At 63.3% G+C, this 21042-nt stretch carries 19 protein-coding genes; 9 read left to right on the plus strand and 10 right to left on the minus strand.

What is annotated here, in order from left to right:
- Position 1 precedes the first annotated feature (1 nt).
- On the minus strand, positions 2–343 hold the full coding sequence (locus ACS4RS_RS01530) for a nuclear transport factor 2 family protein (RefSeq protein ID WP_439009016.1): 342 nt from the start codon (positions 341–343) through the stop codon (positions 2–4).
- A gap of 115 nt (positions 344–458) precedes the next feature.
- Here ACS4RS_RS01530 and ACS4RS_RS01535 point away from each other — a divergent pair, with 115 nt between their 5' ends.
- On the plus strand, positions 459–1700 hold the full coding sequence (locus ACS4RS_RS01535) for a multidrug efflux MFS transporter (protein WP_439009015.1): 1242 nt from the start codon (positions 459–461) through the stop codon (positions 1698–1700).
- Here ACS4RS_RS01535 and ACS4RS_RS01540 read toward each other — a convergent pair.
- Complete coding sequence (locus ACS4RS_RS01540; protein ID WP_439009014.1) at positions 1697–2308, minus strand: TetR family transcriptional regulator C-terminal domain-containing protein; 612 nt, start codon at positions 2306–2308, stop codon at positions 1697–1699. The two genes, ACS4RS_RS01535 and ACS4RS_RS01540, sit on opposite strands and share 4 nt — an antisense overlap.
- Positions 2309–2422: 114 nt before the next feature.
- Between ACS4RS_RS01540 and ACS4RS_RS01545 the strand changes: the two genes are divergently transcribed.
- Entirely contained in the window at positions 2423–3106 is a 684-nt protein-coding gene (locus tag ACS4RS_RS01545) for a glutathione S-transferase N-terminal domain-containing protein (protein WP_439009013.1), read from the plus strand.
- A 12-nt stretch (positions 3107–3118) separates the two neighbouring features.
- Here ACS4RS_RS01545 and nadE read toward each other — a convergent pair whose 3' ends face one another.
- The 4 genes from nadE to ACS4RS_RS01565 all read right to left on the minus strand — a co-directional run bounded on the left by nadE (position 3119) and on the right by ACS4RS_RS01565 (position 8319).
- Positions 3119–3952 (minus strand): ammonia-dependent NAD(+) synthetase, encoded by an 834-nt coding sequence (nadE, locus tag ACS4RS_RS01550; RefSeq protein ID WP_439009012.1) that lies wholly within the window; start codon positions 3950–3952, stop codon positions 3119–3121.
- A 231-nt stretch (positions 3953–4183) separates the two neighbouring features.
- Positions 4184–5377, minus strand: coding sequence for an adenylate/guanylate cyclase domain-containing protein (locus ACS4RS_RS01555; protein ID WP_449313984.1), 1194 nt, complete (start codon positions 5375–5377; stop codon positions 4184–4186).
- 31 nt (positions 5378–5408) lie between these two features.
- Positions 5409–7028, minus strand: coding sequence for a DHA2 family efflux MFS transporter permease subunit (locus ACS4RS_RS01560; protein ID WP_439009011.1), 1620 nt, complete (start codon positions 7026–7028; stop codon positions 5409–5411).
- Between the two features lie 76 nt (positions 7029–7104).
- Entirely contained in the window at positions 7105–8319 is a 1215-nt protein-coding gene (locus tag ACS4RS_RS01565; protein ID WP_439009010.1) for an efflux RND transporter periplasmic adaptor subunit, read from the minus strand.
- Positions 8320–8454: 135 nt separating this feature from the next.
- Between ACS4RS_RS01565 and ACS4RS_RS01570 the strand changes: the two genes are divergently transcribed.
- Positions 8455–9357: a LysR substrate-binding domain-containing protein gene (locus tag ACS4RS_RS01570; RefSeq protein WP_439009009.1), complete on the plus strand. Its 903-nt coding sequence runs from the start codon at positions 8455–8457 to the stop codon at positions 9355–9357.
- Positions 9358–9645: 288 nt separating this feature from the next.
- Here ACS4RS_RS01570 and ACS4RS_RS01575 read toward each other — a convergent pair whose 3' ends face one another.
- Positions 9646–10533 carry a branched-chain amino acid aminotransferase gene (locus ACS4RS_RS01575; protein ID WP_439009008.1) on the minus strand — a complete coding sequence of 296 codons (888 nt, stop codon included), beginning with the start codon at positions 10531–10533 and terminating at the stop codon, positions 9646–9648.
- Positions 10534–10783: 250 nt separating this feature from the next.
- Between ACS4RS_RS01575 and ACS4RS_RS01580 the strand changes: the two genes are divergently transcribed.
- Positions 10784–11827 carry a zinc-dependent alcohol dehydrogenase family protein gene (locus ACS4RS_RS01580; RefSeq protein ID WP_439009007.1) on the plus strand — a complete coding sequence of 348 codons (1044 nt, stop codon included), beginning with the start codon at positions 10784–10786 and terminating at the stop codon, positions 11825–11827.
- 329 nt (positions 11828–12156) lie between these two features.
- Here the strand turns inward: ACS4RS_RS01580 and ACS4RS_RS01585 are convergent, their stop codons facing one another.
- On the minus strand, positions 12157–12975 hold the full coding sequence (locus ACS4RS_RS01585) for a TIM barrel protein (RefSeq protein WP_439009006.1): 819 nt from the start codon (positions 12973–12975) through the stop codon (positions 12157–12159).
- Positions 12976–13276: 301 nt separating this feature from the next.
- Here ACS4RS_RS01585 and ACS4RS_RS01590 point away from each other — a divergent pair, with 301 nt between their 5' ends.
- From ACS4RS_RS01590 to zwf, 4 genes are all read left to right on the plus strand, one after another.
- Positions 13277–13756: a cupin domain-containing protein gene (locus tag ACS4RS_RS01590; protein WP_439009005.1), complete on the plus strand. Its 480-nt coding sequence runs from the start codon at positions 13277–13279 to the stop codon at positions 13754–13756.
- A gap of 466 nt (positions 13757–14222) precedes the next feature.
- A complete protein-coding gene (locus ACS4RS_RS01595; RefSeq protein WP_439009004.1) occupies positions 14223–15497 on the plus strand; it encodes a CNNM domain-containing protein in 1275 nt (424 codons plus the stop codon).
- A gap of 87 nt (positions 15498–15584) precedes the next feature.
- Positions 15585–16355 carry a trans-aconitate 2-methyltransferase gene (gene tam, locus ACS4RS_RS01600; RefSeq protein WP_439009003.1) on the plus strand — a complete coding sequence of 257 codons (771 nt, stop codon included), beginning with the start codon at positions 15585–15587 and terminating at the stop codon, positions 16353–16355.
- A 341-nt stretch (positions 16356–16696) separates the two neighbouring features.
- Positions 16697–18214 (plus strand): glucose-6-phosphate dehydrogenase, encoded by a 1518-nt coding sequence (zwf, locus tag ACS4RS_RS01605; RefSeq protein ID WP_449313849.1) that lies wholly within the window; start codon positions 16697–16699, stop codon positions 18212–18214.
- 18 nt (positions 18215–18232) lie between these two features.
- Here the strand turns inward: zwf and ACS4RS_RS01610 are convergent, their stop codons facing one another.
- Together ACS4RS_RS01610 and ACS4RS_RS01615 are read right to left on the minus strand one after the other, a co-directional pair.
- The gene (locus ACS4RS_RS01610; RefSeq protein WP_439009002.1) at positions 18233–18553 is read right to left on the minus strand and encodes a hypothetical protein; all 321 of its coding nucleotides are present in this window, start codon (positions 18551–18553) and stop codon (positions 18233–18235) included.
- Positions 18554–18702: 149 nt separating this feature from the next.
- Positions 18703–19095 carry a hypothetical protein gene (locus tag ACS4RS_RS01615; protein WP_439009001.1) on the minus strand — a complete coding sequence of 131 codons (393 nt, stop codon included), beginning with the start codon at positions 19093–19095 and terminating at the stop codon, positions 18703–18705.
- 197 nt (positions 19096–19292) lie between these two features.
- On the opposite strand from ACS4RS_RS01615, the gene ACS4RS_RS01620 reads away from it, so the two are divergent.
- Positions 19293–20861: a helicase HerA-like domain-containing protein gene (locus tag ACS4RS_RS01620; protein WP_439009000.1), complete on the plus strand. Its 1569-nt coding sequence runs from the start codon at positions 19293–19295 to the stop codon at positions 20859–20861.
- Positions 20862–21042 lie beyond the last annotated feature (181 nt).

Raw genomic sequence — 21042 nt, forward strand, 5'->3', positions numbered from 1 at the left:
ACTATAGATTCCGACCGAAATAGACCTCTACGGAAGCGATCTTCTCACCGCGGAAGCGCAGGCTCTCCATGTTGGCGAAGCTTCCGCCCTCCAGTTTTTCGGCGCGGTAACGCACCGCTGCCTCGTCGCCATCGACCGCCAGGAATTCGATGTGGATGGCGCGGAAGAACGGCTGCTTCGGCCAGCAGCGCTCGAAATAGGTCGCCCGGTCGATATGGTCGTCACGCGGGCTGGAGAAGGTGAAATCCTCCGTCAGCATGGCGATGACTTTATCCTTGCGGTCTTCCAGATAGGCGGCGTAGAGATCGCGGACGGTCTGCTGCCTCGTGTGCATATCGTTCATGGCAATATCCTCCGATTAACCGATTGCATCTCGCAATCAGTATATCTAGCACTTTTACCCGAGATGATCCAGTTTCGGCGCAATCGCGCCCTCATGATCGAAGCCGAGGCAAGGAATGACCGATACGCAATTGCACGCGGCGAACATTAGCGCAGGCTCGATCTACTGGAAGCGCAACCTCGCGATCTCGCTGATCGGCTCCTTCACCACCATCGTGGCGATGACGCTGCTGCTGCCTTTCCTGCCGCTTTATGTCGAGGAACTCGGCGTCAGCGACCATGCGGCGATCGTGCAATGGTCTGGCATCGCCTATGGCGCCACCTTTCTGGCTGCGGCGCTGGTCGCGCCGCTCTGGGGACGGCTCGGCGATATTTACGGGCGCAAGCTGATGCTGGTGCGCGCGAGCCTCGGCATGACGCTGGCGATCTCGCTGATGGGCATGGCCGGCAATGTCTGGCAGCTGGTGGCGCTGCGCCTCTTTGTCGGGCTTGCCGGCGGTTATTCCTCCGGCTCGATGGTGCTGGTGGCGACGCAGACGCCGAAAGACCGCTCGGCCTGGGCGCTCGGCCTTCTCTCCTCCGGCATCATGGCCGGCAATCTCGTCGGGCCGCTGATCGGCGGGGCGCTGCCGCCCATCATCGGCATCCGCGGCACCTTTCTCGCCGCCGGGGCGATGATCTTCCTCGCCTTTCTCGCCACCACCTTTTTGATCAAGGAAGAGAAGTCGCCGGCCCGCAAACAGGCGGCCAAGGCAAGCGGCGGCTGGAAATCCATCGCCGACAAACGGCCTGTCATCGCCATGCTGGCGACCGGCATGCTGTTGATGTTCGCCAATATGTCGATCGAGCCGATCATCACCGTCTATGTCGCGCAGATCGTGCCGGCCGCCAACGAGGTGACGTTGATCTCGGGCATCGTCATGTCGGCGGCCGCCCTCGGCAGCATTCTTTCGGCCTCGTGGCTCGGCAAGCTTGCCGACAGGATCGGTCATTGGCCGGTGATTTCAGGCGCGCTCGCCGTTGCCGGGCTGCTGCTGATCCCGCAGGCTTTCGTCACCAGTTCCTGGCAACTGATCATCCTGCGCTTTCTGATGGGCGCAGCCCTCGGCGGGCTGTTGCCCTGCATCGCCGCCGTCATCCGCCACAGCGTGCCGGACAGTGCGGCCGGCAGTATTCTCGGGTTCTCCATTTCCTCGCAATATGTCGGCCAGGTGGCCGGCCCGATCCTCGGCGGCTTCGTCGGCGGCCATATCGGCATGCGGGCGGTTTTCCTCGGCACCTCGGTGCTGCTCGTCGCCGGTGCTGCCTATGCCTGGCTGGTGCGGCCGCGAGATCAGAAGAGATCGGACCCAGCTTAGGGCCGTCCGCAGATCAGCTCGACGCCCGAGCGGGCGATCGCTTCCAGCGTCTCGCGGCTGTCGCCGGCGCGGGCGCGCACGGCAAGCGAATGCATGACGGCGGAGGCGAGTCTTGCCATCATCTGCGGATCGGCGCCCTCGGGAAGCTCGCCGTTTTCGACGGCAAGGCGCATGCGCTTTTCGATCTCGCCGTCGAAATCGTTGAGGCTGCGGCCGAGCACCTCGCGGACGCGCTCATGCTTGATCGCCTCGACCGTTGCCGTGCCGATCAGGAAACAGCCGCGTGCGGCGGTTGCACCATGCAAATAGATCGAAAGCGCGCTCTCATAGACGCGGGCGAGATTGTCGCGCAGCTGAAGTGACGGATCGAGCGCTTCGGCCAGCGCATCCATGCCGTCCTGCCGATAGCCCTCCAGCGTATCGAGATAGAGATCTTCCTTGTCGCCGAAGGCACCGTAAAGGCTCGGACGGTTGAGGTTGGTCGCAGCGCTCAGATTGTCGAGCGAGGCAGCCGCAAAGCCCCTGTCCCAGAAAACGTCGCGCGCCTTGCCGAGTGCCGCCTTGGCGTCGAAGGCCCGTGGGCGACCGCGTTTCTTCTCGTCCTTCATATTCTGTACCGTTCCGCATTGAATTCTTGACGAGAGCTATTTTATGCGAAACAGTACAGATGTTCAACGCCATTAACGGGCGGCATCGCCCGGCTCATCAGAAGGAAGTCTGTCATGAAACTCTATATGCACGCCGCGGCATGCTCGCTTTCGCCGCATATCGTCTGCCGGGAGCTGGAGCTCGACATCGAGCTCGTCCAGGTCGACCGGCAAACCCACAGAACAAGCGACGGCAAGGATTATCTCGCCATCAACGGCAACGGTTATGTGCCGGCATTGATGCTCGACGATGGCAGGGTGCTGACCGAGGGACCGGCGATCGTGCAGTTCCTCGCCGACAGTGTGCCGCAAGGTTCGGCCATGCTGCCCGAGGTCGGCAACCTCAAGCGCAACGAGGTACAATCCTATCTGAATTTCATCACGGCCGAGTTGCACAAGCCGATGGTGCTGCTGTTCAACCCGCTTTACTCGAGCGTGCACGAGCAAATCCGGGCGCTGATATCGAAGCGGCTCGCCTGGCTGGACGGCCGCCTCGCCGGCCCCTATCTCACCGGCGAGGCCTTCACGGTGGCGGATGCCTATCTCTTCGTCTGCCTGAACTGGTCGCCCTGGACCGGCATCGATCTCCAGCAATGGCCGGGCTTGCACGGCTTCATGGCCCGCGTGGCGGCACGCCCGAAGGTGCGGGAAGCGCTGCAGGTAGAGGAGCTCGAGGCCTTCGACGCGGACGGCGTCTATTTCGCGCCGCAGGCCTATCTCGCCTCATCAGGCCGGACCGGCTCGCCGGTGCGGCCGTAAGATCAGGCCCTGTCAGAGGGCGTTGACCGCCACCGGCAAAGCGCGCTTGTGGGCGGTGGCGCGGTAGGCAGCAAGGATGCGGCGGCGGGCGATCTCGCCGACCGGCTTGCCCTCGAGGAAATCGTCGATCTCGTCATAGCTGACGCCATAGGCCTCCTCGTCGGGGCGCAGCGGCCGCTGATCCTCGAGATCGGCGGTCGGCACCTTGAAGACCAGCTCATCCGGGGCGCCAAGCCGCTTTGCCAGCAGACGGACGCGGCGCTTGTTGAGACCGGCGAGCGGCAGAATATCGGCGGCGCCATCGCCGAATTTGGTGAAGAAGCCCATCACCGCCTCGGCGGCATGATCGGTGCCGATGACGAGACTGCCGAGCGCGCCGGCAAGGGCGAACTGGGCAATCATGCGCTGACGGGCCTTGATGTTGCCGAGGATGAAATCCTGCCGGCCGGCATCGGCAAAGGCGAGGCCGCCGTTTTGAGCAGCCGCCAGCATCGCATCCGCCGCCACCTTGATGTTGACCACCATCGCGCGGTCGGCGCCGATCGTTGCGAGCGCCCGCTCCGCATCGGCCTCATCGGCCTGGACGCCATAGGGAAGGCGCACGGCAATGAACTCCGCCCCATGGCCGCTGTCCCGCAGCTCGCGCACCGCCTTCTGGGCAATCAGCGCCGCCGTCAGCGAGTCGACGCCGCCGCTGATGCCGAGGACATAGCCGCGCATGCCCGACGCCACGAGATAATCCTTGAGGAATTCGGTTCGCCGCTCGATCTCACGCTCGGGATCGATCTCGGCGGCAACGCCCAGTTCACGGATGATCTCACCTTGTTCATCGGACAGCACGGTCATGGGGTTCTTCCTCTGTTGTGGGATTCGCGGGCGGAAAGATATGGGAAGGTAAGTAAGAGGTTCCCTCATAGCAAGAAAGCGGCCCCTCACCCTAACCCTCTCCCCGTAAAAACGGGGAGAGGGGACTTGCCTCACGAGCGGCTAGTGGGGAACCGAGAGGTCGCGGCATATCCCTTCGCCCCGCAGGCGGGGAGAAGGTGCCGGCAGGCGGATGAGGGGCGGATGCGAGCACTACCTTGCGATCGTAAACAGCTCCACCGGCTCGGCAAAACCCTTCAGCCGATGCGCCCCGACGGAGACGGCATCCCCTGCCCCGGCCTCGTTGCAGAACGGCGCCGACATCAGCACGGGCTCTCCCAATTCGCTGCAGGCGGTCTGGATGCGGCTGACCAGATTGACGTCGCCGCCGATCAGGGTGAAGTCGAGGCGGCGGCCGGAGCCAACATTGCCGTAGCTGACTTCGCCGTAGTGGAGCGCGATACCGGCCTTCACGCCGATGCCTTCATATTGGAAATGGTCGATCTCATCGAGGATGGCGCGGGCCGATGCCAGCGCGGCGCCGCAGGAATGGGCGGCGTCGTAACCTGGGAAGAAGGCGAGCACGGCGTCACCCATGAATTTCAGCAGTTCGCCGCCTTCGCGGGTGATCGCCGGCACGATCCGGTCGAAATAGGCATTGAGCAGGCCGAGCACGGTGCTGCCGGGCAGCCGGTTCGACAGCTCGGTAAAGCCGCGCAGATCGCAGAGCAGCAGGGCTGCCTGCATCGATTCGATCTCGCCGCGGCGGATGCGGCCGGCTAGAATCCGGCTTGCCGTCAGCGGGCCGATATAGGTGTCGAGCAGGCTGAGCTCGACCTGGCGAAGTATGCGCAGTTCGCTGGTGTTGCGCAGCGCCGGCAGGATGCGTTCGATCAGTTGCTGCTCGGAGGCGGTGAAGCCGCCCGGTCGCCTGGTGCCGAAGACGGCGGCGCTGACCGGGCCGTCGCCATTGCAGAGCGGCGCGATGACGAGCTGCATCAGGCCGCGATCGGCAAAGACATCGATATGCTGCCAGCGGCCATGCACGCTTTCGCCGGCGCCGACGACCAGCGGTTCGCGGGTGTCCATGACCTTGCGCAGCGGCGTATTGGCAATCGCAACGCGGGCGCCGTGTTCACGGTCGTGGATCTCGACCGGCTCGCCCGGCCCCCAGGCGATGGTGCGGCCGATGAACTCGGGATGCAGCGTCATCAGGTGCAGGGTCAGCCGGTCGACGGGTAGGCCGAGCGCCTGAAGCCTGCGGCCGAGGCCGGAGACGAGGCCCGCCTCGTCGAGCGCATGGCATTCGTCGCCGGAGAGCCATTCGATGATCGAGAGCAGCGCACCGGCGCTGACGGCATTGCCGGCCGCCTTCGGCTGAAACCGGCTGGCATCGGGGGCATAGATCGCTTGTCATGGCGTTCTCCTCCTTCAAACTCTAGTGAGCGCCGCCGCCGGAGAGTTGACCGGGTTTGCTGAGAAGCAGGCTTGCCAGCAGGGCGACGACCAGGGCGACGCCGAGCAGGAAGAAGGTGTCGCTGAAGGCCATGATATTGGCCTGCTTGCGTATTTTGAGCGCGATGGCGACGATGGCCTTGTGGCCGGCGAGCGCCTGATCGCTGACGCCGTGGCTCATGAAATAGGCCGTGAGTCTCGCGACCCGATCACGCGTGGCCTCCTCGAAGACGGAGACCGAGTTGGTCAGGATGTTCGAGTGGAACTGTTCGCGCTTCGACAGGAAGGTCTGCAGCGAGGCAATGCCGACCGCACCGCCGAGATTGCGCATCATGTTGAAGAGCGAGGACGCCGAACCGGCATTCTCTGGCTCGATACCCGATGTGGCGATGGCCGAGAGCGGGGTGAAGACGAGCGCCTGGCCGATGGCGCGTACGATGTTCGGCCAGAACAGCTGGTCGCTGGCATAATCGCCGGTCATGTGCACGTTCATGAAGTTCGAGGCGGCAAAAAGGGCAAAGCCGACGACGATCAACAGGCGGATGTCGAAACGCTTCATCAGCCTCGGCACCAGCGGGATCAGCAGCAGCTGCGGAATGCCGGTCCATGCGAGAACCATGCCGATCTGCTCGGAATTATAACCCTGGATCCGGGTGAGATAGATCGGCAGCACGAAGACCGAACCATAGAGCGCGATGCCCAGCAGGAAGTTCGCGACGATGCCAAAGCCGAAATTACGGCGCATGAGCAGACGCAGGTTCAGGAGCGGATGGGCCGTCTTCAGCTCGATGACGATGAACAGTGTCAGCGAGACGGCGGCGACAACAGTCAGGCGGAGGATGAAATCGGAGCCGAACCAGTCTTCCTTGTTACCCTCTTCCAGCACGGTCTGCAGGGCCGCCAGGCCAATCGCCATGGTGACGATGCCAGGCCAGTCGCCCTTGGCGAGCAGCTTCAGGTTCATTGGCGCCCGGTCGAGCGAGGCAAAGAGCAGGCCGATCATCAGCGCGCCAGGCACCAGATTGACGTAGAAGATATATTCCCAGCCCCAGTTCTCGGTGAGATAACCGCCGATGGTCGGGCCGATGGCCGGTGCGAAGGTGGCCGAAAGGGCAAACAGCGCCAGGCCGATCGGCTGCCTCGCCTTGGGCAGCAGGGTGATGATGATGGTGAAGGCCATCGGGATCAGCACGCCGCCGGAAGAACCCTGAATGGCGCGCAGGACGATCATCTGCTGCAGATTGGCCGCAAAGGCGCAAGCGACGGAGAAGACCAGGAAGAGGATGGCGTTGACGAGCAGATAGTTGCGCAGGGAGAAGACGCGCGTCAGCCAGCCGCTTAAGGGAATGACGACGATCTCGGCGATCAGATAGGAGGTCGAGATCCAGCCGCCGTCATCCGTGCCGGCGCCGATGGCGCCCTGGATATCGGCAAGCGAGGCATTGACGATCTGGATGTTCAAGACCGCCATGAAGGCGCCGAGGGTGGAGCCGACGACGGCCATCCACATACGGACCGGGCTGATGGCGGCGGGGTGGGCGGGCGCCGCCGCGGCGGGGCGCGTGAGCGAATTGCTGTTTGCGGCGATCTGAAGAGTGGCCATGGCTGATCTCTTTCCGGTTCTCGCGGAAAACCTTCTCATGACGGGGTTCGGGCGAATTTGGGAAAAGGCGGAAGGGTTATCCGGCGTGGCTGGATAATTCTTCCTCGGCCACAGAGGTCTCTGCAGCCTTGGTATCGATTTCGGGCTCGACCGACATGCCCGAGCGCAACAGGCCGCTCAGCGCCTCGTCGTCGATGACGATCTTGACCGGGATGCGCTGGACGATCTTGGTGAAATTGCCGGTGGCGTTATCAGGCGGCAGCAGCGAGAATTCGAGGCCGCTCGCCGGTGAAACACTGTCGACATGGCCTTTGATCGCCATGTCGGGAAAGCTGTCGACCTTGATTTCGACCGGCTGGCCGGGGCGGACATGGGTCAGCTGCGTTTCCTTGAAATTGGCGACGACGTAGACCGCGTGCAGCGGCACGACGGCCATCAGTTGCGTGCCCGAGGTGACATACTGACCGACGCGGATCGAACGGGCGCCGACCGTGCCGTCGACGGCGGCGACGATATCAGTATAGGAAAGGTTGAGTTCGGCCTGCTGGCCGGCGGCTGCCGCCCGATCGCGCTCGGCAATCGCCTGCTGCCGCTGCGTTTCAAGGACCGGCACCTTGTTCTCAGCCGCAACGAGTGCTGCCCGGTCGCGCTCGACGGCGGCGGCGGCCTGGTCGCGGGCCGACTGACTCTGTTCGGCGCGCGATTGCGTGCCGGCGCCGCTGGTGATCAGCCGGGCCGAGCGGGCGGCATCGGAAACGGCAAAATCGAGCGAGGCCTGCGAGGCATCGATCGTCGCCTTGGCCTGGCCGATGACCGACTGCTGCAGGGCGATCTGGGCGTCGATATTGGCGATGGCGGCTTCGGCTGCCTTCACGGCGGCCCTCGCTTGGGACAATGCGGCCTGGAAGTCGCGGTCGTCGATGCGGGCGAGAACCTGGCCTGATTTGACCGGATCGTTGTCATTGACCAGCACCTGTCTGATATAGCCGGCGACCTTCGGGGCGACGGTGGTGTAATCGGCCTTCACATAGGCATCGTCGGTGGATTCGATGAAGCGGCCGACCGTCCAATAGCGATAGCCGAAATCGCCGGCAAAACCGACGCCGGCAAGCAGCGCTACGGCGATGACCGCGCGCTTGACGATCTTGCGGCCGGTTTTCTTCGGCGCGTCCGCAGCAGCGGCTTCGACGACAGGTGCTTCGGCTACCGGGGCGCTCGGCGCTTCGGCCGCAGGCGCGTCATCGGCCTGCCGAGCCGTGTCGAAAACATCCTTGCGGGGCAACTCAACCATTGTGTTTCTCCTTCAATGCCGGCCCCATTGAGAGGCCCTGTTCGATTGAAGGGACAATGCACCCTGCCGTTCATTGTGATAATCTGCTTAAATCGGGAAGGATCATCAACTCTCAGCGGATAATCCGAGGGCAATATGGATCGGCTGACAAGCCTCACAGTCTTTGGCCGCGTGGTGGAATGTGGCGGTTTTTCCGCCGCCGCGCGCCGGCTCAACATGTCGGTCACCATGGTCGGCAATCACGTGCAATCGCTGGAGGACCGGCTCGGCGTCAGGCTGCTCAACCGCACGACGCGCAAGGTCAGCCTGACGGAAACCGGCAAATATTATTATGAACGCTCCTCGCAGATCCTCGCCGAACTCGATGAGGCCGACCGAACGGCGGGCGCACTCAGCACCACGCCGCGCGGCACGCTGAAGGTCTATAGCAGCAGCGCCATCGTGCGTTTCCTGCTGCCCGTCGTCAGCGAATATATGGAACTCTATCCGTCGATCGCGCTCGATTTCAGCATCGGCGAGCGGATGGTCGACATGATCGAGGACGGCTACGATCTGGTGATCCGCACCGTGCCGCCACCGGATTCATCGCTCGTCGCGCGCAAGCTGACGCCCTGGCGCCACGTGCTCGTCTGCTCACCGGCCTATCGCGAAAGCCATCCGATGCCGCAAAAGCCGGCCGAGGTCGCCGATCACAATTGCCTGCAATATGCCTATTATCCCTATGGCGAGGAATGGCGCTTCGCGGATGGCGAAGGCCGGCAGGAAAGCGTCAAGATCGGCGGCAACACCATCTCCAACAGCGCCGAGATGCTGCGCTTCCTGACGCTGAATGGCCAGGGCATCTTCCTGGCGCCGAGCTTCGTGGTCTTCGACGACATCGCCGAAGGCCGGCTGGTGAAGATCATGCCGGACTACCGGCCGGTCGAATTCAGTATCAACGCCGTCTACCCCAATCGCAGCCACCTGGCCACCAAGGTAAGGTTGTTCATCGATCTCCTGGCGGAGAGATTTGCGGAGCATCGGAAATGGATGACGTGAGGCGTGAGGCGGCAGACCTCAGCGCGAGAGGCTGCCCCTCACCCTAGCCCTCTCCCCGTCCGACGGGGAGAGGGGACGTGCCCTGCGAGACGTTGGCGAGGGACGGAGAGGTTCACGGCTTGTCCCCTTCGCCCCGCAGGCGGGGAGAAGGTGGCGGCAGCCGGATGAGGGGCGGATCGGGCTCTGCTTCGCCGAGCCACCCGGCCCTGCGCTTGCGCTCCGGACGTTCGTCATTGCAATCGATTCACTGGATCGATTGCTCCCGCTCCGCGGGACTATTCCTCACCCTCACTCTTCACTCTCGCTTCTGCCGTGGGCCCAGTCCATGTAGAGGTCGAGCGCCTTGCGGGTGACCGGGCCTTCCTGGAGGTCGCGGTCGTCGAGGCGGATGACGCCGACGACTTTGGAGTAGTTGCCGGTGGTGAAGATTTCGTCGGCGGCGAGGAAATCCTCGACGGAAAGGGTTGCTTCGACGACGTCGAAACCGGCCTTGCGCAGGAGGTCCATGACGCGGGCGCGGGTGATGCCGGCGAGGAAGGTGCGGTTGGCGGCCGGCGTCATCACCACGCCATCGCGCACCAGGAAGACGTTGGACGAGGCGGTTTCGACGACATTGCCGTTGAGATCGCGCACCAGCGCATTGTCGAAGCCGCGGCTGCGGGCTTCGGCGATCATGCGGCCGCTGTTGGGATAGAGCGAGCCGGTCTTCGCCTCGGTCATCGCCGTTTCCGGCGACGGGCGGCGATAGGGTGAGACGGTGAGGCTGGTGCCGCCATGGCCGCCCATCGGCGCCTCGAACAGGCAGAGCGCGAAGCGGGTCGATTCCGCATCGACGGAGACGACGCTGCCGGGCGAACCATGTTCGCCCCAATACATCGGCTTGATGTAGATCGGCGTGGCGCCGTCGAATTTTTCAACGCCTTCCCAGGCGAGTGCGGCGATTTCCTCGGCTGATTTCACCGGCTTCAGCCCCATGGCGAGCGCAGAGCGGTTGACGCGCTGGCAATGCAGGTCGAGATCCGGCGCGATGCCGTCGAACCAGCGAGCGCCGTCGAAAACCGTGGAGCCGAGCCACATGGCATGCGAGGTCGGCCCGATCAGCGGCGGATTGCCCGGGAGCCATTCCCCGTCGACATGAGTCCAGGTGGTTGAACGCGGTGATGTATCGACGGCCATGTTGCCCTCCCCTCTGAAGTCGGCACAGCAAAAGCCGCCGCGGCAGGCGGGGTCAAGGACAAATCCGGGCGGCAAATGCGGAAGCAAGAAAATGCCGGAGGATGGCGTCGGGCCGCAATATTCGTGCGCGGCGCCCGCGGCGTAAGCGATGGGTGCATCAGCAAAAGTGATGGAATGGACAGTTGGAACGGAGGCCTGCCGCATGCGATTATGGGAAGAAATCGCGAGACAGCAGCAAGGGAAGACGCCGATGAAAGCCATGTATTATGAAGCCTTCGAACAGGCGCCCGAGATCCGCACTCTGCCCGATCCGACGCCTTCGGAGGACGGCGTCGTCATATCGGTCGGCGCCAGCGGGCTCTGCCGCAGCGATTGGCACGGCTGGATGGGGCATGACCCCGATATCCGCCTGCCGCATGTGCCGGGACATGAGCTTGCCGGGCGGGTCGTCGCCACCGGCCGCGGTGTGATGCGTTTCAAGGTGGACGACCGGGTGACCGTCCCGTTCGTTTCCGGCTGCGGCCATTGCACCGAGTGCCATTCCGGCAACCAGCAGGTCTGCCCGAACCAGTTCCAGCCGGGCTTCACCCATTGGGGATCCTTCGCCGAATATGTGGCGATCGATTATGCCGACACCAATCTGGTGCACCTGCCCGAGACGATCGACGATGCGACGGCGGCAAGCCTCGGCTGCCGCTTCGCCACCTCGTTCCGCGCCGTCGCCGACCAGGCGCGCACCGGCCCCGGCGAATGGATCGCCGTGCATGGCTGCGGCGGTGTCGGCCTGTCGGCGATCATGATCGCCACCGCGCTCGGCGCCAATGCGATCGGCATCGACATATCCGAGGAGAAGCTTGCCTTCGCCAGAGAGTGCGGGGCAGTGGCAACGGTCAATGCCTCCGGCGTCGCGGATGTGGCGGAGGCGGTGCGCGAGATCACCAAGGGCGGCGTGCATGTGTCGATCGACGCGCTCGGCCATCCCGCCACCTGCTTCAACTCGATCAAGAACCTGCGCCGGCGCGGCCGGCATGTGCAGGTGGGGCTGATGCTCGGCGAATATGCCACGCCGCAAATCCCGATGGCCCAGGTGATCGGCCACGAGTTGGAGATCTACGGCAGCCACGGCATGCAGGCCTGGCGTTACGACGCCATGCTGTCGATGCTGGCGGCCGGCAAGATCGCCCCGCAGAAGCTGATCGGACGCCGCATCAGCCTCGAGGAAGCCGTGCCGGCGCTGATGGCGCTCGACAAGGCAGAGGCGACGGGGATCAGCGTGATCACGCGGTTTTCGTGAGGCGCTGCCACGATTTCGCTTCTCCCCAGCGGGGAGAAGATGCCGGCAGGCAGATGAGGGGTGAGCGGCAGAGCCGTGAATGCGCTGAGCGCAAGCGAAGGGCAATCATGAAGGTGTTGCCGAGCGGCCCCCTCATCCGACCCTTTCGGGCCACCGATCGGGGTCGAGCCACAGGTCTCGACCCGTCCTTCGGACCCCCGCTGGGGAGAAGAGGGAGCCAAGTTGCACACGAGCCATCCCTCTCGGGCTTCGCGCTTTGGCGCAGGCATGGCAAGCCAAATACGATGTCGTCGAAATGATAGGGCAGGCAGGCAGGCAGGCAACCCGCCCTACTCAGCCACGCCGATCGAGGCCAGGTACTGCGCCGAAGCCCGGATCTTCGACTTATCCTTGATCTCGATGATCAGCCGCGGATTGCTTTCGAGCTTGGCAAGGGCGGCGAAGACGGCGTGCCAGTGGATCGAGCCCTCGCCGAGGCTCCAGTGGCGATCGGCATAACCGTCGGCGTCCTGCAGATGGACATGCTGCAGACGGTTGCCGGCGGCCTTGACGTAATAGTCCACCGGCGGCGCGCCGGTATAGCCATGGGCATAATGGGCGTGGCCGGTATCGATCGAAACCGCGACGGCGGGCGAATTGAAGCTGTCGGCGAGCGCCACGCGGATATGAGGATCCTTGTCCTCGATGTTTTCGAGCACCATCGTGCAGCCGATCTCCTCGGCGCGCCTGACGGCATCGCGCAGCGTCAGATGCACACGCTCGACCAGGTCCTCGCGGCCACCGTCATTGTTGTCGAGGTTGTTGTAGGACCACGAGGTGTAAGGGCTGTGGACGACCATCTGCGTCGCGCCGATGGCGGCGCAGACATCGAGCCCCTGCTGCAGCCGCCTGGAAACAACGGCGCGGATATCGGGATCCTCAGAGGCGATGGTAAAACCCCAGAACGGGCCGTGAATGCCGAGACGGCCGGTGTGACCGTCGAGAAGCCTGCGGGCGCGCTCGGCGAGCGGCGCCCAGTCGCCGTTCAAAACCTCGGCCTCGGCAAAGCTCTGCAATTCGAGATCGCGGGACTTTTCGAACAGCCAGTCCCGATGAAGCTCGACTTCATCTAGCGTCATGGCGGCGCCGACGACGGGGAGAGAAGACATGGGTGTGCTCCATCGATGAACGCCGTGACGGCGTGGGGGATGGCCGGAACAGCCGCCGCGTTCTATGCGCCCCTTCTGTGTCGGCGGTATTACAGGCGGGGCGCCTCCCGAAAACCGGCACCGATCCGGCACATTTGCCGCAGCCTGGCAGGTCTTGCGGAAACGACCCGCCGCACCGATATCGGGGCCAGCGGTTCCTGGCGCATATATTGTGATGGTTGCCAAAACCGGCGCAAAAGTCTAACGGCTGCGCCCGCAAGAAAGGGCCAGCAAGAAAAGCCCGCAAGAACAAGAAAGAGACATGATGTCCAACTCATTTGTGAACGTGCATGCCGGTGAAGAGAGGGATGATGAGGCGAAGCGCTTCTTCGTCCTTGGCGACCGGATCGAGCGGCGGCTTCGCATCCGCGGAAACTGGCTCAACCTCTTCGACGTCACCGTACCATCAGGCAGCCGGACGCCGAGACATGCGCATGCGAGCCCCGAGGTCTTCCGCATCCTTGAGGGACGGCTGACGATCTGGCGCCTTTCCGACAATGGCCCCGAAGAAATCGAGGCCGGCCCCGGCGACATCGTTGCCATTCCGCCCTTCATGGTGCACGGCTATTCCAATCGCGGAACCGTTCCGGCAATCTTTTCCGCGGTCGTCGATCGCGACATGGCCGAGTTCATCGAAGCGGAAGGCGTAACAGAGCCCCCGAAGGCCAGCCCTTCAGCGGAAACCATCGCCCGCATGACGGCCGCCGCCAATGCTTATGGGATTACGATCCTGGCGGCCTGACGGCGCGAACGCATGATGCCGGAACGTTTCGAGCTGTTTCGGCATCATGCAGAAATGCGAAAAATTCTCCAGAAACCCCGGCCGGAAACACCGCTCTGCCGTCCTTTTCGAAACTGTCACATCGCTGCAATAAGATGATTTTGCCCGGCGCCTCTTGCGCCGAAAGCATTTCACCGCCAAAATTGCGACATGCCCGACAGCGACCCATCCAGTACAAGCTCCATCCGTTCCAGCCGCGATCTCCCGGCCGAGGAAGGTGGCGACCGCTGTAGACGACGCGATGGCGTCCGCCTCGCCTCGGTTGATCCCGCAGAGCGCTGGTATCTTCCAGATCATTGCGAATGACGGGCCGCCTCAATGTCAACACGACAATGGAAGGACGAAGGGCGATGCTGATATAGCGTCTCTTCGAATGCCTCGCCGCGCCGCCTCAGGCGGCATTAAAACCTCAACGAATAGGGTCCCTGTGTTTCTGGAAATTGGAATTGTGGCGTTTCTCACCATCCTCAATGGTGTGCTCGCCATGTCTGAGCTGGCCGTCGTGTCTTCTCGGCCAGCCCGCCTGAAAGTCCTCTCCGACAATGGCAGCAAGGGTGCGGCGCAAGCCATCAAACTTGCCGAAAACCCCGGCCGCTTTCTCTCCACGGTTCAGATCGGCATCACGCTGGTCGGTGTTCTCTCCGGCGCTTTCTCAGGGGCCACGCTCGGGGGCCGCCTGACCGGATGGCTCGAGACACAGGGGATGTCGCCGACGGTCGCCGACGCGATCGGCGTCGGTTCGGTCGTCGTCGCCATCACCTATCTTTCCCTGATCGTCGGCGAACTCGTTCCAAAGCAGATCGCATTGCGGGAACCCGAAGCCGTTGCGGCGAAAATGGCGCCCGCCATGGCGGTGCTTTCGAAAATCGCGCTACCGCTCGTCTGGCTTCTGAACGCCTCCGGAAATCTTGTGCTGAAGCTCCTCGGCCAGACAGGAAAAGGCGGCGATAACGTCTCCGACGAGGAGATCAAAACCGTTCTCGCCGAGGCGCAGTCGGCCGGCGTGATCGAAAGCGAAGAGTCGGCGATGATCTCAGGCGTCATGCGGCTGGCGGACCGCACCGCCCGGGCGCTGATGACGCCCCGGCGCGATGTCGAGATTATCGATATCGACGACAGCCTTGATGAAATCCGAACGCAGCTGCACCGGACGAAACGGTCCCGGCTGCCGGTTCGCAAGGGCAGTTCGGACGAGGTGATCGGCATCCTTCCGGTCAAGGATTTTTACGACTCGATGTCCGAACACGGCAGTGCCGACATCAAGGCCCTGACGCAGGACGTGCCTGTGGTTTCAGACCTTTCAACCGCGATCAATGTGATCGAAGCGATCCGGAAATCGCCCGTCCACATGGTGCTGGTTTTCGACGAATACGGCCATTTCGAGGGGATTGTTTCGTCGGGCGACATTCTGGAAGCGATCATGGGGGCTCTGCAGGAGGGACCTGTCGACGAACAGGCCATCGCTCGCCGCGACGACGGTTCCTACCTGGTGTCCGGCTGGACGCCGATCGACGAATTCGCCGAGTTCCTGAATCTCAAGCTCGATGACGATCTCGAATATCAGACCGTGGCCGGCCTGGTGTTGGAAGAGCTGAAACATCTGCCGGAATTGGGTGAGAGCTTCACGAGAGACGGATGGCGCTTCGAAGTCATCGATCTCGATGGGAGGCGTGTGGACAAGATACTCGTGTCTGCGGAGTGACGGTCGGCGGGTGCCTTCGTTTCCGGCCGCAACATCGACACGATCCGCATCCAGCACAGGAATGATTTCGAAACAGGAGTGAACGCCATGGCATGGTCTGCCAGCCAGTATGTGAAATTCGAGGACGAACGCACACGACCGGCACGCGACCTTTTGGCGCAAGTGCCGCTGCAAAGCATCCGCAGTGCCGTCGACCTCGGCTGCGGGCCGGGCAACTCGACCGAGCTGATCATCGAGCGTTATGGGGCGGCAGGCGTCTCGGGCCTCGACAGCGACATGAACATGCTGGAAGCGGCGCGCAAGCGGCTTCCCGGCACGGCCTTCGTCGAGGCCGATCTCGCCAGCTGGCAGCCGGCTGAAACCGCCGACCTGCTCTTTGCCAATGCCGTCTTCCAATGGCTGCCCAATCATCTCGATATTTTCGACCGGCTGATGGACGGGCTTTCCCCCGGCGGTGTGCTGGCGGTGCAGATGCCCGACAATCTCGGCGAACCCACCCATCTCTTGATGGAGGAGAGCGCGCATGCCGGGCCTTGGAATGCCGCCTTCGAAGAGAAGAGCGTGCGCCGCAAGGGGCTGCCTGCGCCGCCCGCCTACTACTCCAGGCTGATCGCCAAGGCCTCGCGCGTCGATATCTGGCACACCATCTATAATCACCCAATGGCGGATGCGGCGGCGATCGTCGAATGGGTGAAGGGAACCGGGCTGATGCCCTATCTCGCCCGGGCCGGCGAGCAGTATCGCGAGGCATTTCTGGCGGATTATCTCGGCCGGGTGGAAAAGGCCTATCCGAAGATGTCGGACGGCCGGGTGCTGCTGCGGTTTCCGCGGATTTTTATGGTGGCGGTAAAGGGGTAGTCGGACGCTGATCAGTGCTTTCCAACTCGGACGAAGCCCAACCCCTCCCCACAAGGGGAGGGGCTAAGATGCCGCACCGGTTCACGTAATCCTCAATCGTAATAATCCGTTGAAGGGTAACAGCCTGCAAGACCTCTCCTTTTGGTCACTGCCCGACACCACAGTTTAGTCCCTCCCCCTTGTGGGGAGGGGTTGGGGAGGGGTCTTGGACAGCCGGATTGAGGAGCTGCGCGCCCCAGCACGCGCCAGATAATGTCAAATGCCTGTTATCCCCCGCCCTCATATGTTGCGGCCAAAGCGGCGCGCATTATAGTCGGCCGGAAAAACTCGGAGATGACATCATGGACGCTACCCCTACCCCGCCGGTCACCCTCGTCATCTTCGGCGCCACGGGAGACCTGACACGCCGGCTGCTGGTGCCGGCGATCATCAACCTGACGCGCGGCGGCCTCGTCGGCGAGGATCTCCACATTCTCGGCATCGGCATCGAGCCGGGCGACGACGAATTCCTGCGCAAGCGGCTCGACGAATTCCTAAAGCATCTGAGCGGCGAGGAGCAGACGCAAAAGGACGATGCCTGGGAGAGCCTGCGCCGGCGGATTTCCTATATGGCGGGGGATTTCACCAAAGACGATATTTTCCTCGAAATCGGCAAGCGACTGGGGCCGGATGCCAGTGCGGCCTTCTATCTTGCCGTGCCGCCGTCCTTCTTCGGATCGATCGTCGAAAAGCTCGCCGCTCATGGCCTGACCGATGAAAAGGATGGCACCTTCCGCCGCGTTGCCATCGAAAAGCCGTTCGGCACCGACCTCGCCTCGGCGCGGGCGCTAAACGCGCAGATCCTCGCGCAGATCGAAGAAGGCCAAGTCTACCGGCTCGACCATTTCCTCGGCAAGGAGACGGTGCAGAACCTGATGACGGCGCGTTTTGCCAATATGATCATCGAGTCTTTGTGGAACAGCCGTTACATCGACCATGTGCAGATCACCGCCGCCGAGATCGTCGATGTCGGCAGCCGCGGCAAGTTCTACGACGCGACAGGCGCGCTGCGCGACATGGTGCCGAACCACCTCTTCCAGCTTTTGGCGATGATCGCCATGGAGCCGCCAAACAGCTTCGATGCCGAGGCGATCCGCAACGAGAAGAGCAAGGTGCTGAAGGCGCTGCGCATCTATACGCCCGAGGAGGCGAAGACGCATGGCGTGCGCGGCGCCTATACCGCCGGCCCGCTCAACGGTGCCGATCTTCCGGCCTACCGCGACAGCAAGGACGTTTCGCCCGACAGCCGGACCGAGACCTATGTGGCGCTGAAGCTCTATGCCGATACCTGGCGCTGGGCGGGCGTGCCCTTCTACCTCAGAACCGGCAAAGCGCTGACGGCACGCGACACCGAGATCGTCATCACCTTCCAGCCGGTGCCCTTCGCCCAGTTCCGCGAGACCGAGGTCAATCGCCGCCTGCCGCCGAACCGGCTGGTGATCCAGGTGCAGCCGGACGAAGGCATGAGCATGGAAATCTCGATCAAGTCGCCGGGTCTGTCGGTCGATACCACGCCGGTCTCTCTCGACTTCCGCTATGCCGACAAGTTCGATATCGGCAAGACCACAGGTTATGAGTCCCTGCTTTACGATCTCTTTATCGGCGACCAGACGCTGTTCCAGCGCGCCGACGGCATCGAGGCCGGCTGGGCGGCTGTGCAGCCCTTCCTCGATATCTGGGGCAAGGACGAGAGCGTGCCCGACGCTTATGCGCCGGGCAGTATGGGACCGGCCTCAGGCGACGAACTCATCGAGCGCGATGGGCGGCGCTGGCATGAACTCGGCGTACTCCTGCAGCACGACAAGAAAGAGGCCAAATAGCGCCCTTCCCTAGTCCTGTCAGTTTCCGCGATCGCGGCAAGCCGGGCTGGCGGAAGCGCCGCTGTTGCCGCCTTCGGTGGCGAGGGCGCCGCGGGCCTTGCGCGGTGGGCAGCGCGCCCAGTCGACGCGGCCGCTCGGGACGCCGTTGTCGACGCTGCCGGTTTCGATCGAGTCGAGCGGGATGACCAGCCCGCTTTCGGGCTCCTTGCCCGGCGCGGTGCCGAGCGGCGGCGTGCCGTCGAACCGGCCGCTGGCATCCATGCCCATATTCGACTGGGCGAGGACCGGGGTAGAGAGGCTGAGGAGAGCGATCGAGGCTGCTGCAATAAACCTGCGCATGATGCTATTCCTTCTGATTTCAGCGATGCTGATAGAAACAGCAATCCGGCTTGCTTGTTCCTTATCGAACGGGCGCAGACGATCAAAGTTTGGCGAGTGGCATAGAGCCCTGCGGCGACGCCGCAGGGGTCTTTCTGTTCTGCTGTCGTTCAGACGAACTGGCTTAGGCCAGGGACGGAAGCCACGACTTCGTCGACGACCTCTTCGCCGGCATATTGCTTGGCGATCGCGATGGTTTCCTTGGCCAGCGAGGTGATCTCTCCCATGCCGAGGCCCTCGCCCATCAACTGCTGGCCGAGGCCCATGATGCCGCCGCCGCCCAGCGAGTTCATCAGCCCACCGAGCAGACCGCTGCCGCCAGCGCTTGCGCCGTTGAACTGGGCGACAAGATCGGCGCCGCCGGGGATCGCCTCGATCATCCGGGCGACCGGACCGTCGGCGGCCTCGCGCTGCAGGAAGCCGAGCATCATGCCGAGCGCCTTTTCGGCCTGCTCCGGAGAAATACCCACGCGATCGGCGATCTGGGTTACAATTTCAGTCATCGTCAGCCTCCTGTTTTATTGACGTTAACGTCAGCGTTAATCGAAATGCGAGCGCAACTCAATGTCCGGTTTTGCTTTCGATGCAAACAGTTGTCCGCATCTGCCTGCCTGCTTATAACAGAGAAACGATGGTTCGATGAAGGCGGCGCAAGCCCGTCTTCCGACAAAGAGCGGCAGCGCCGAAGGGAGAATTGCGGATGATCGAGGATGGCAAGATTTTCATCGGTGCGAGCCGCAATCCCGACGATAGCATCAATAAGCCGGAATATCTCGACCTGAAATTCGGCAACCGCCACGGCCTCGTCACCGGCGCCACCGGCACCGGCAAGACGGTGACGCTGCAGGTGCTGGCCGAAGGCTTCTCCCGGGCCGGTGTCCCGGTCTTTGCCGCCGACATCAAGGGTGATCTTTCCGGCATCGCCGCCAAGGGCGAGGCCAAGGATTTTCTCACCAAGCGGGCCGAGCAGATCGGCTTCACCGACTATGAATTCGACCAGTTCCCGGTGATTTTCTGGGATCTGTTCGGTCAGAAGGGTCATCGGGTGCGCACCACCGTCGCCGAGATGGGGCCGCTGTTGCTCGCCCGGCTGATGGATGCCTCCGAACCGCAGGAGGGCGTCATCAACATCGCCTTCAAGATCGCCGACCAGGCTGGGCTGCCGCTGCTCGACCTCAAGGATTTCACCTCGCTGCTGAATTATATGGGCGAGAACGCCAGCGAGCTCTCCAATCAGTACGGGCTGATCTCCAAAGCCTCGGTCGGCTCGATCCAGCGGGCGCTGCTCGTTCTCGAACAGCAGGGTGCGGAACATTTCTTCGGCGAGCCGGCGCTGAAGATTTCCGACATCATGCGCACCAGCAATAACGGCTACGGCCAGATCTCCGTGCTTGCCGCCGACAAGCTGATGATGAACCCCCGCCTTTATGCCACCTTCCTGCTCTGGCTGCTGTCGGAGCTGTTCGAGGAACTGCCCGAGGTCGGCGACCCGGACAAGCCGAAGCTGGTCTTCTTCTTCGACGAGGCACATCTGCTCTTCAACGACGCGCCGAAGGTGCTGACCGAACGCGTCGAGCAGGTGGTGCGGCTGATCCGCTCCAAGGGTGTCGGCGTCTATTTCGTCACGCAGAACCCGCTCGATGTGCCGGAAACGGTGCTCGCCCAGCTCGGCAACCGCGCCCAGCACGCGTTGCGCGCCTATTCGCCACGCGAGCAGAAGGCGGTGAGGACGGCGGCCGATACCTTCCGCCCGAACCCGGCCTTCGATTGCGCCACCGTCATCACCAATCTCGGCACCGGCGAGGCGCTGGTCTCGACGCTCGAAGCCAAGGGCGCGCCGTCGATCGTCGAGCGCACGCTGATCCGCCCGCCATCCGGCCGCGTCGGCCCGCTGACAGATGGCGAGCGCCAGCAGATCATGGACAGAAGCCCGGTTCTCGGCGTCTATGACGAGGACATCGACCGCGAATCCGCCTTCGAACTGCTGGCGGCGCGCGCCAAGAAGGCAGCCGATGCCGATGCCGCCAAGCGGGCGCAGGAAGAAGCGGCACAGCAGCAGCAAGGCAGCACCACCTCCGGCTGGAGCCTGCCGGGCTTCGGCGGCAGCAATGACGACAACCAGCAGGGCCGCGGCCAATCGCGCGGCCGGTCGTCCGGCTACCAGCGCGAGACGGTGGTGGAAGCGGCGATGAAGAGCGTCGCCCGCACGGTGGCGACCCAAGTCGGCCGGGCGCTGGTGCGCGGGATCTTGGGGAGCTTGAAGCGGTAGGCGTTTCTAGGGGCACGCCCCTCATCCGCCGGCCGGCACCTTCTTCCCGCATGCGGGGAGAAGGGGATGTGCCGCGACCTCTCCGTCCCCCTTGCCTCTAGCAGGGCACGTCCCCTCGCCCCGTTTTATACGGGGAGAGGGTTAGGGTGAGGGGCAGCTGCTCTTCCTCTGGAAGGAGGCA

Source organism: Rhizobium sp. F40D2, from assembly GCF_051810745.2.
Lineage (GTDB): Bacteria > Pseudomonadota > Alphaproteobacteria > Rhizobiales > Rhizobiaceae > Rhizobium.

What these genes read in the sequence shown, in the direction of transcription:
- zwf (WP_449313849.1), top strand. Translation starts at nt 16,697, where the DNA reads ATGGACGCTACCCCTACCCCGCCGGTCACCCTCGTCATCTTCGGCGCC.
- ACS4RS_RS01535 (WP_439009015.1), top strand. Translation starts at nt 459, where the DNA reads ATGACCGATACGCAATTGCACGCGGCGAACATTAGCGCAGGCTCGATC.
- ACS4RS_RS01575 (WP_439009008.1), bottom strand. Translation starts at nt 10,533, where the DNA reads ATGGCCGTCGATACATCACCGCGTTCAACCACCTGGACTCATGTCGAC.
- ACS4RS_RS01540 (WP_439009014.1), bottom strand. Translation starts at nt 2,308, where the DNA reads ATGAAGGACGAGAAGAAACGCGGTCGCCCACGGGCCTTCGACGCCAAG.
- ACS4RS_RS01545 (WP_439009013.1), top strand. Translation starts at nt 2,423, where the DNA reads ATGAAACTCTATATGCACGCCGCGGCATGCTCGCTTTCGCCGCATATC.
- nadE (WP_439009012.1), bottom strand. Translation starts at nt 3,952, where the DNA reads ATGACCGTGCTGTCCGATGAACAAGGTGAGATCATCCGTGAACTGGGC.
- ACS4RS_RS01530 (WP_439009016.1), bottom strand. Translation starts at nt 343, where the DNA reads ATGAACGATATGCACACGAGGCAGCAGACCGTCCGCGATCTCTACGCC.
- tam (WP_439009003.1), top strand. Translation starts at nt 15,585, where the DNA reads ATGGCATGGTCTGCCAGCCAGTATGTGAAATTCGAGGACGAACGCACA.
- ACS4RS_RS01590 (WP_439009005.1), top strand. Translation starts at nt 13,277, where the DNA reads ATGATGTCCAACTCATTTGTGAACGTGCATGCCGGTGAAGAGAGGGAT.
- ACS4RS_RS01615 (WP_439009001.1), bottom strand. Translation starts at nt 19,095, where the DNA reads ATGACTGAAATTGTAACCCAGATCGCCGATCGCGTGGGTATTTCTCCG.
- ACS4RS_RS01565 (WP_439009010.1), bottom strand. Translation starts at nt 8,319, where the DNA reads ATGGTTGAGTTGCCCCGCAAGGATGTTTTCGACACGGCTCGGCAGGCC.
- ACS4RS_RS01610 (WP_439009002.1), bottom strand. Translation starts at nt 18,553, where the DNA reads ATGCGCAGGTTTATTGCAGCAGCCTCGATCGCTCTCCTCAGCCTCTCT.
- ACS4RS_RS01620 (WP_439009000.1), top strand. Translation starts at nt 19,293, where the DNA reads ATGATCGAGGATGGCAAGATTTTCATCGGTGCGAGCCGCAATCCCGAC.
- ACS4RS_RS01580 (WP_439009007.1), top strand. Translation starts at nt 10,784, where the DNA reads ATGAAAGCCATGTATTATGAAGCCTTCGAACAGGCGCCCGAGATCCGC.
- ACS4RS_RS01570 (WP_439009009.1), top strand. Translation starts at nt 8,455, where the DNA reads ATGGATCGGCTGACAAGCCTCACAGTCTTTGGCCGCGTGGTGGAATGT.
- ACS4RS_RS01585 (WP_439009006.1), bottom strand. Translation starts at nt 12,975, where the DNA reads ATGTCTTCTCTCCCCGTCGTCGGCGCCGCCATGACGCTAGATGAAGTC.
- ACS4RS_RS01560 (WP_439009011.1), bottom strand. Translation starts at nt 7,028, where the DNA reads ATGGCCACTCTTCAGATCGCCGCAAACAGCAATTCGCTCACGCGCCCC.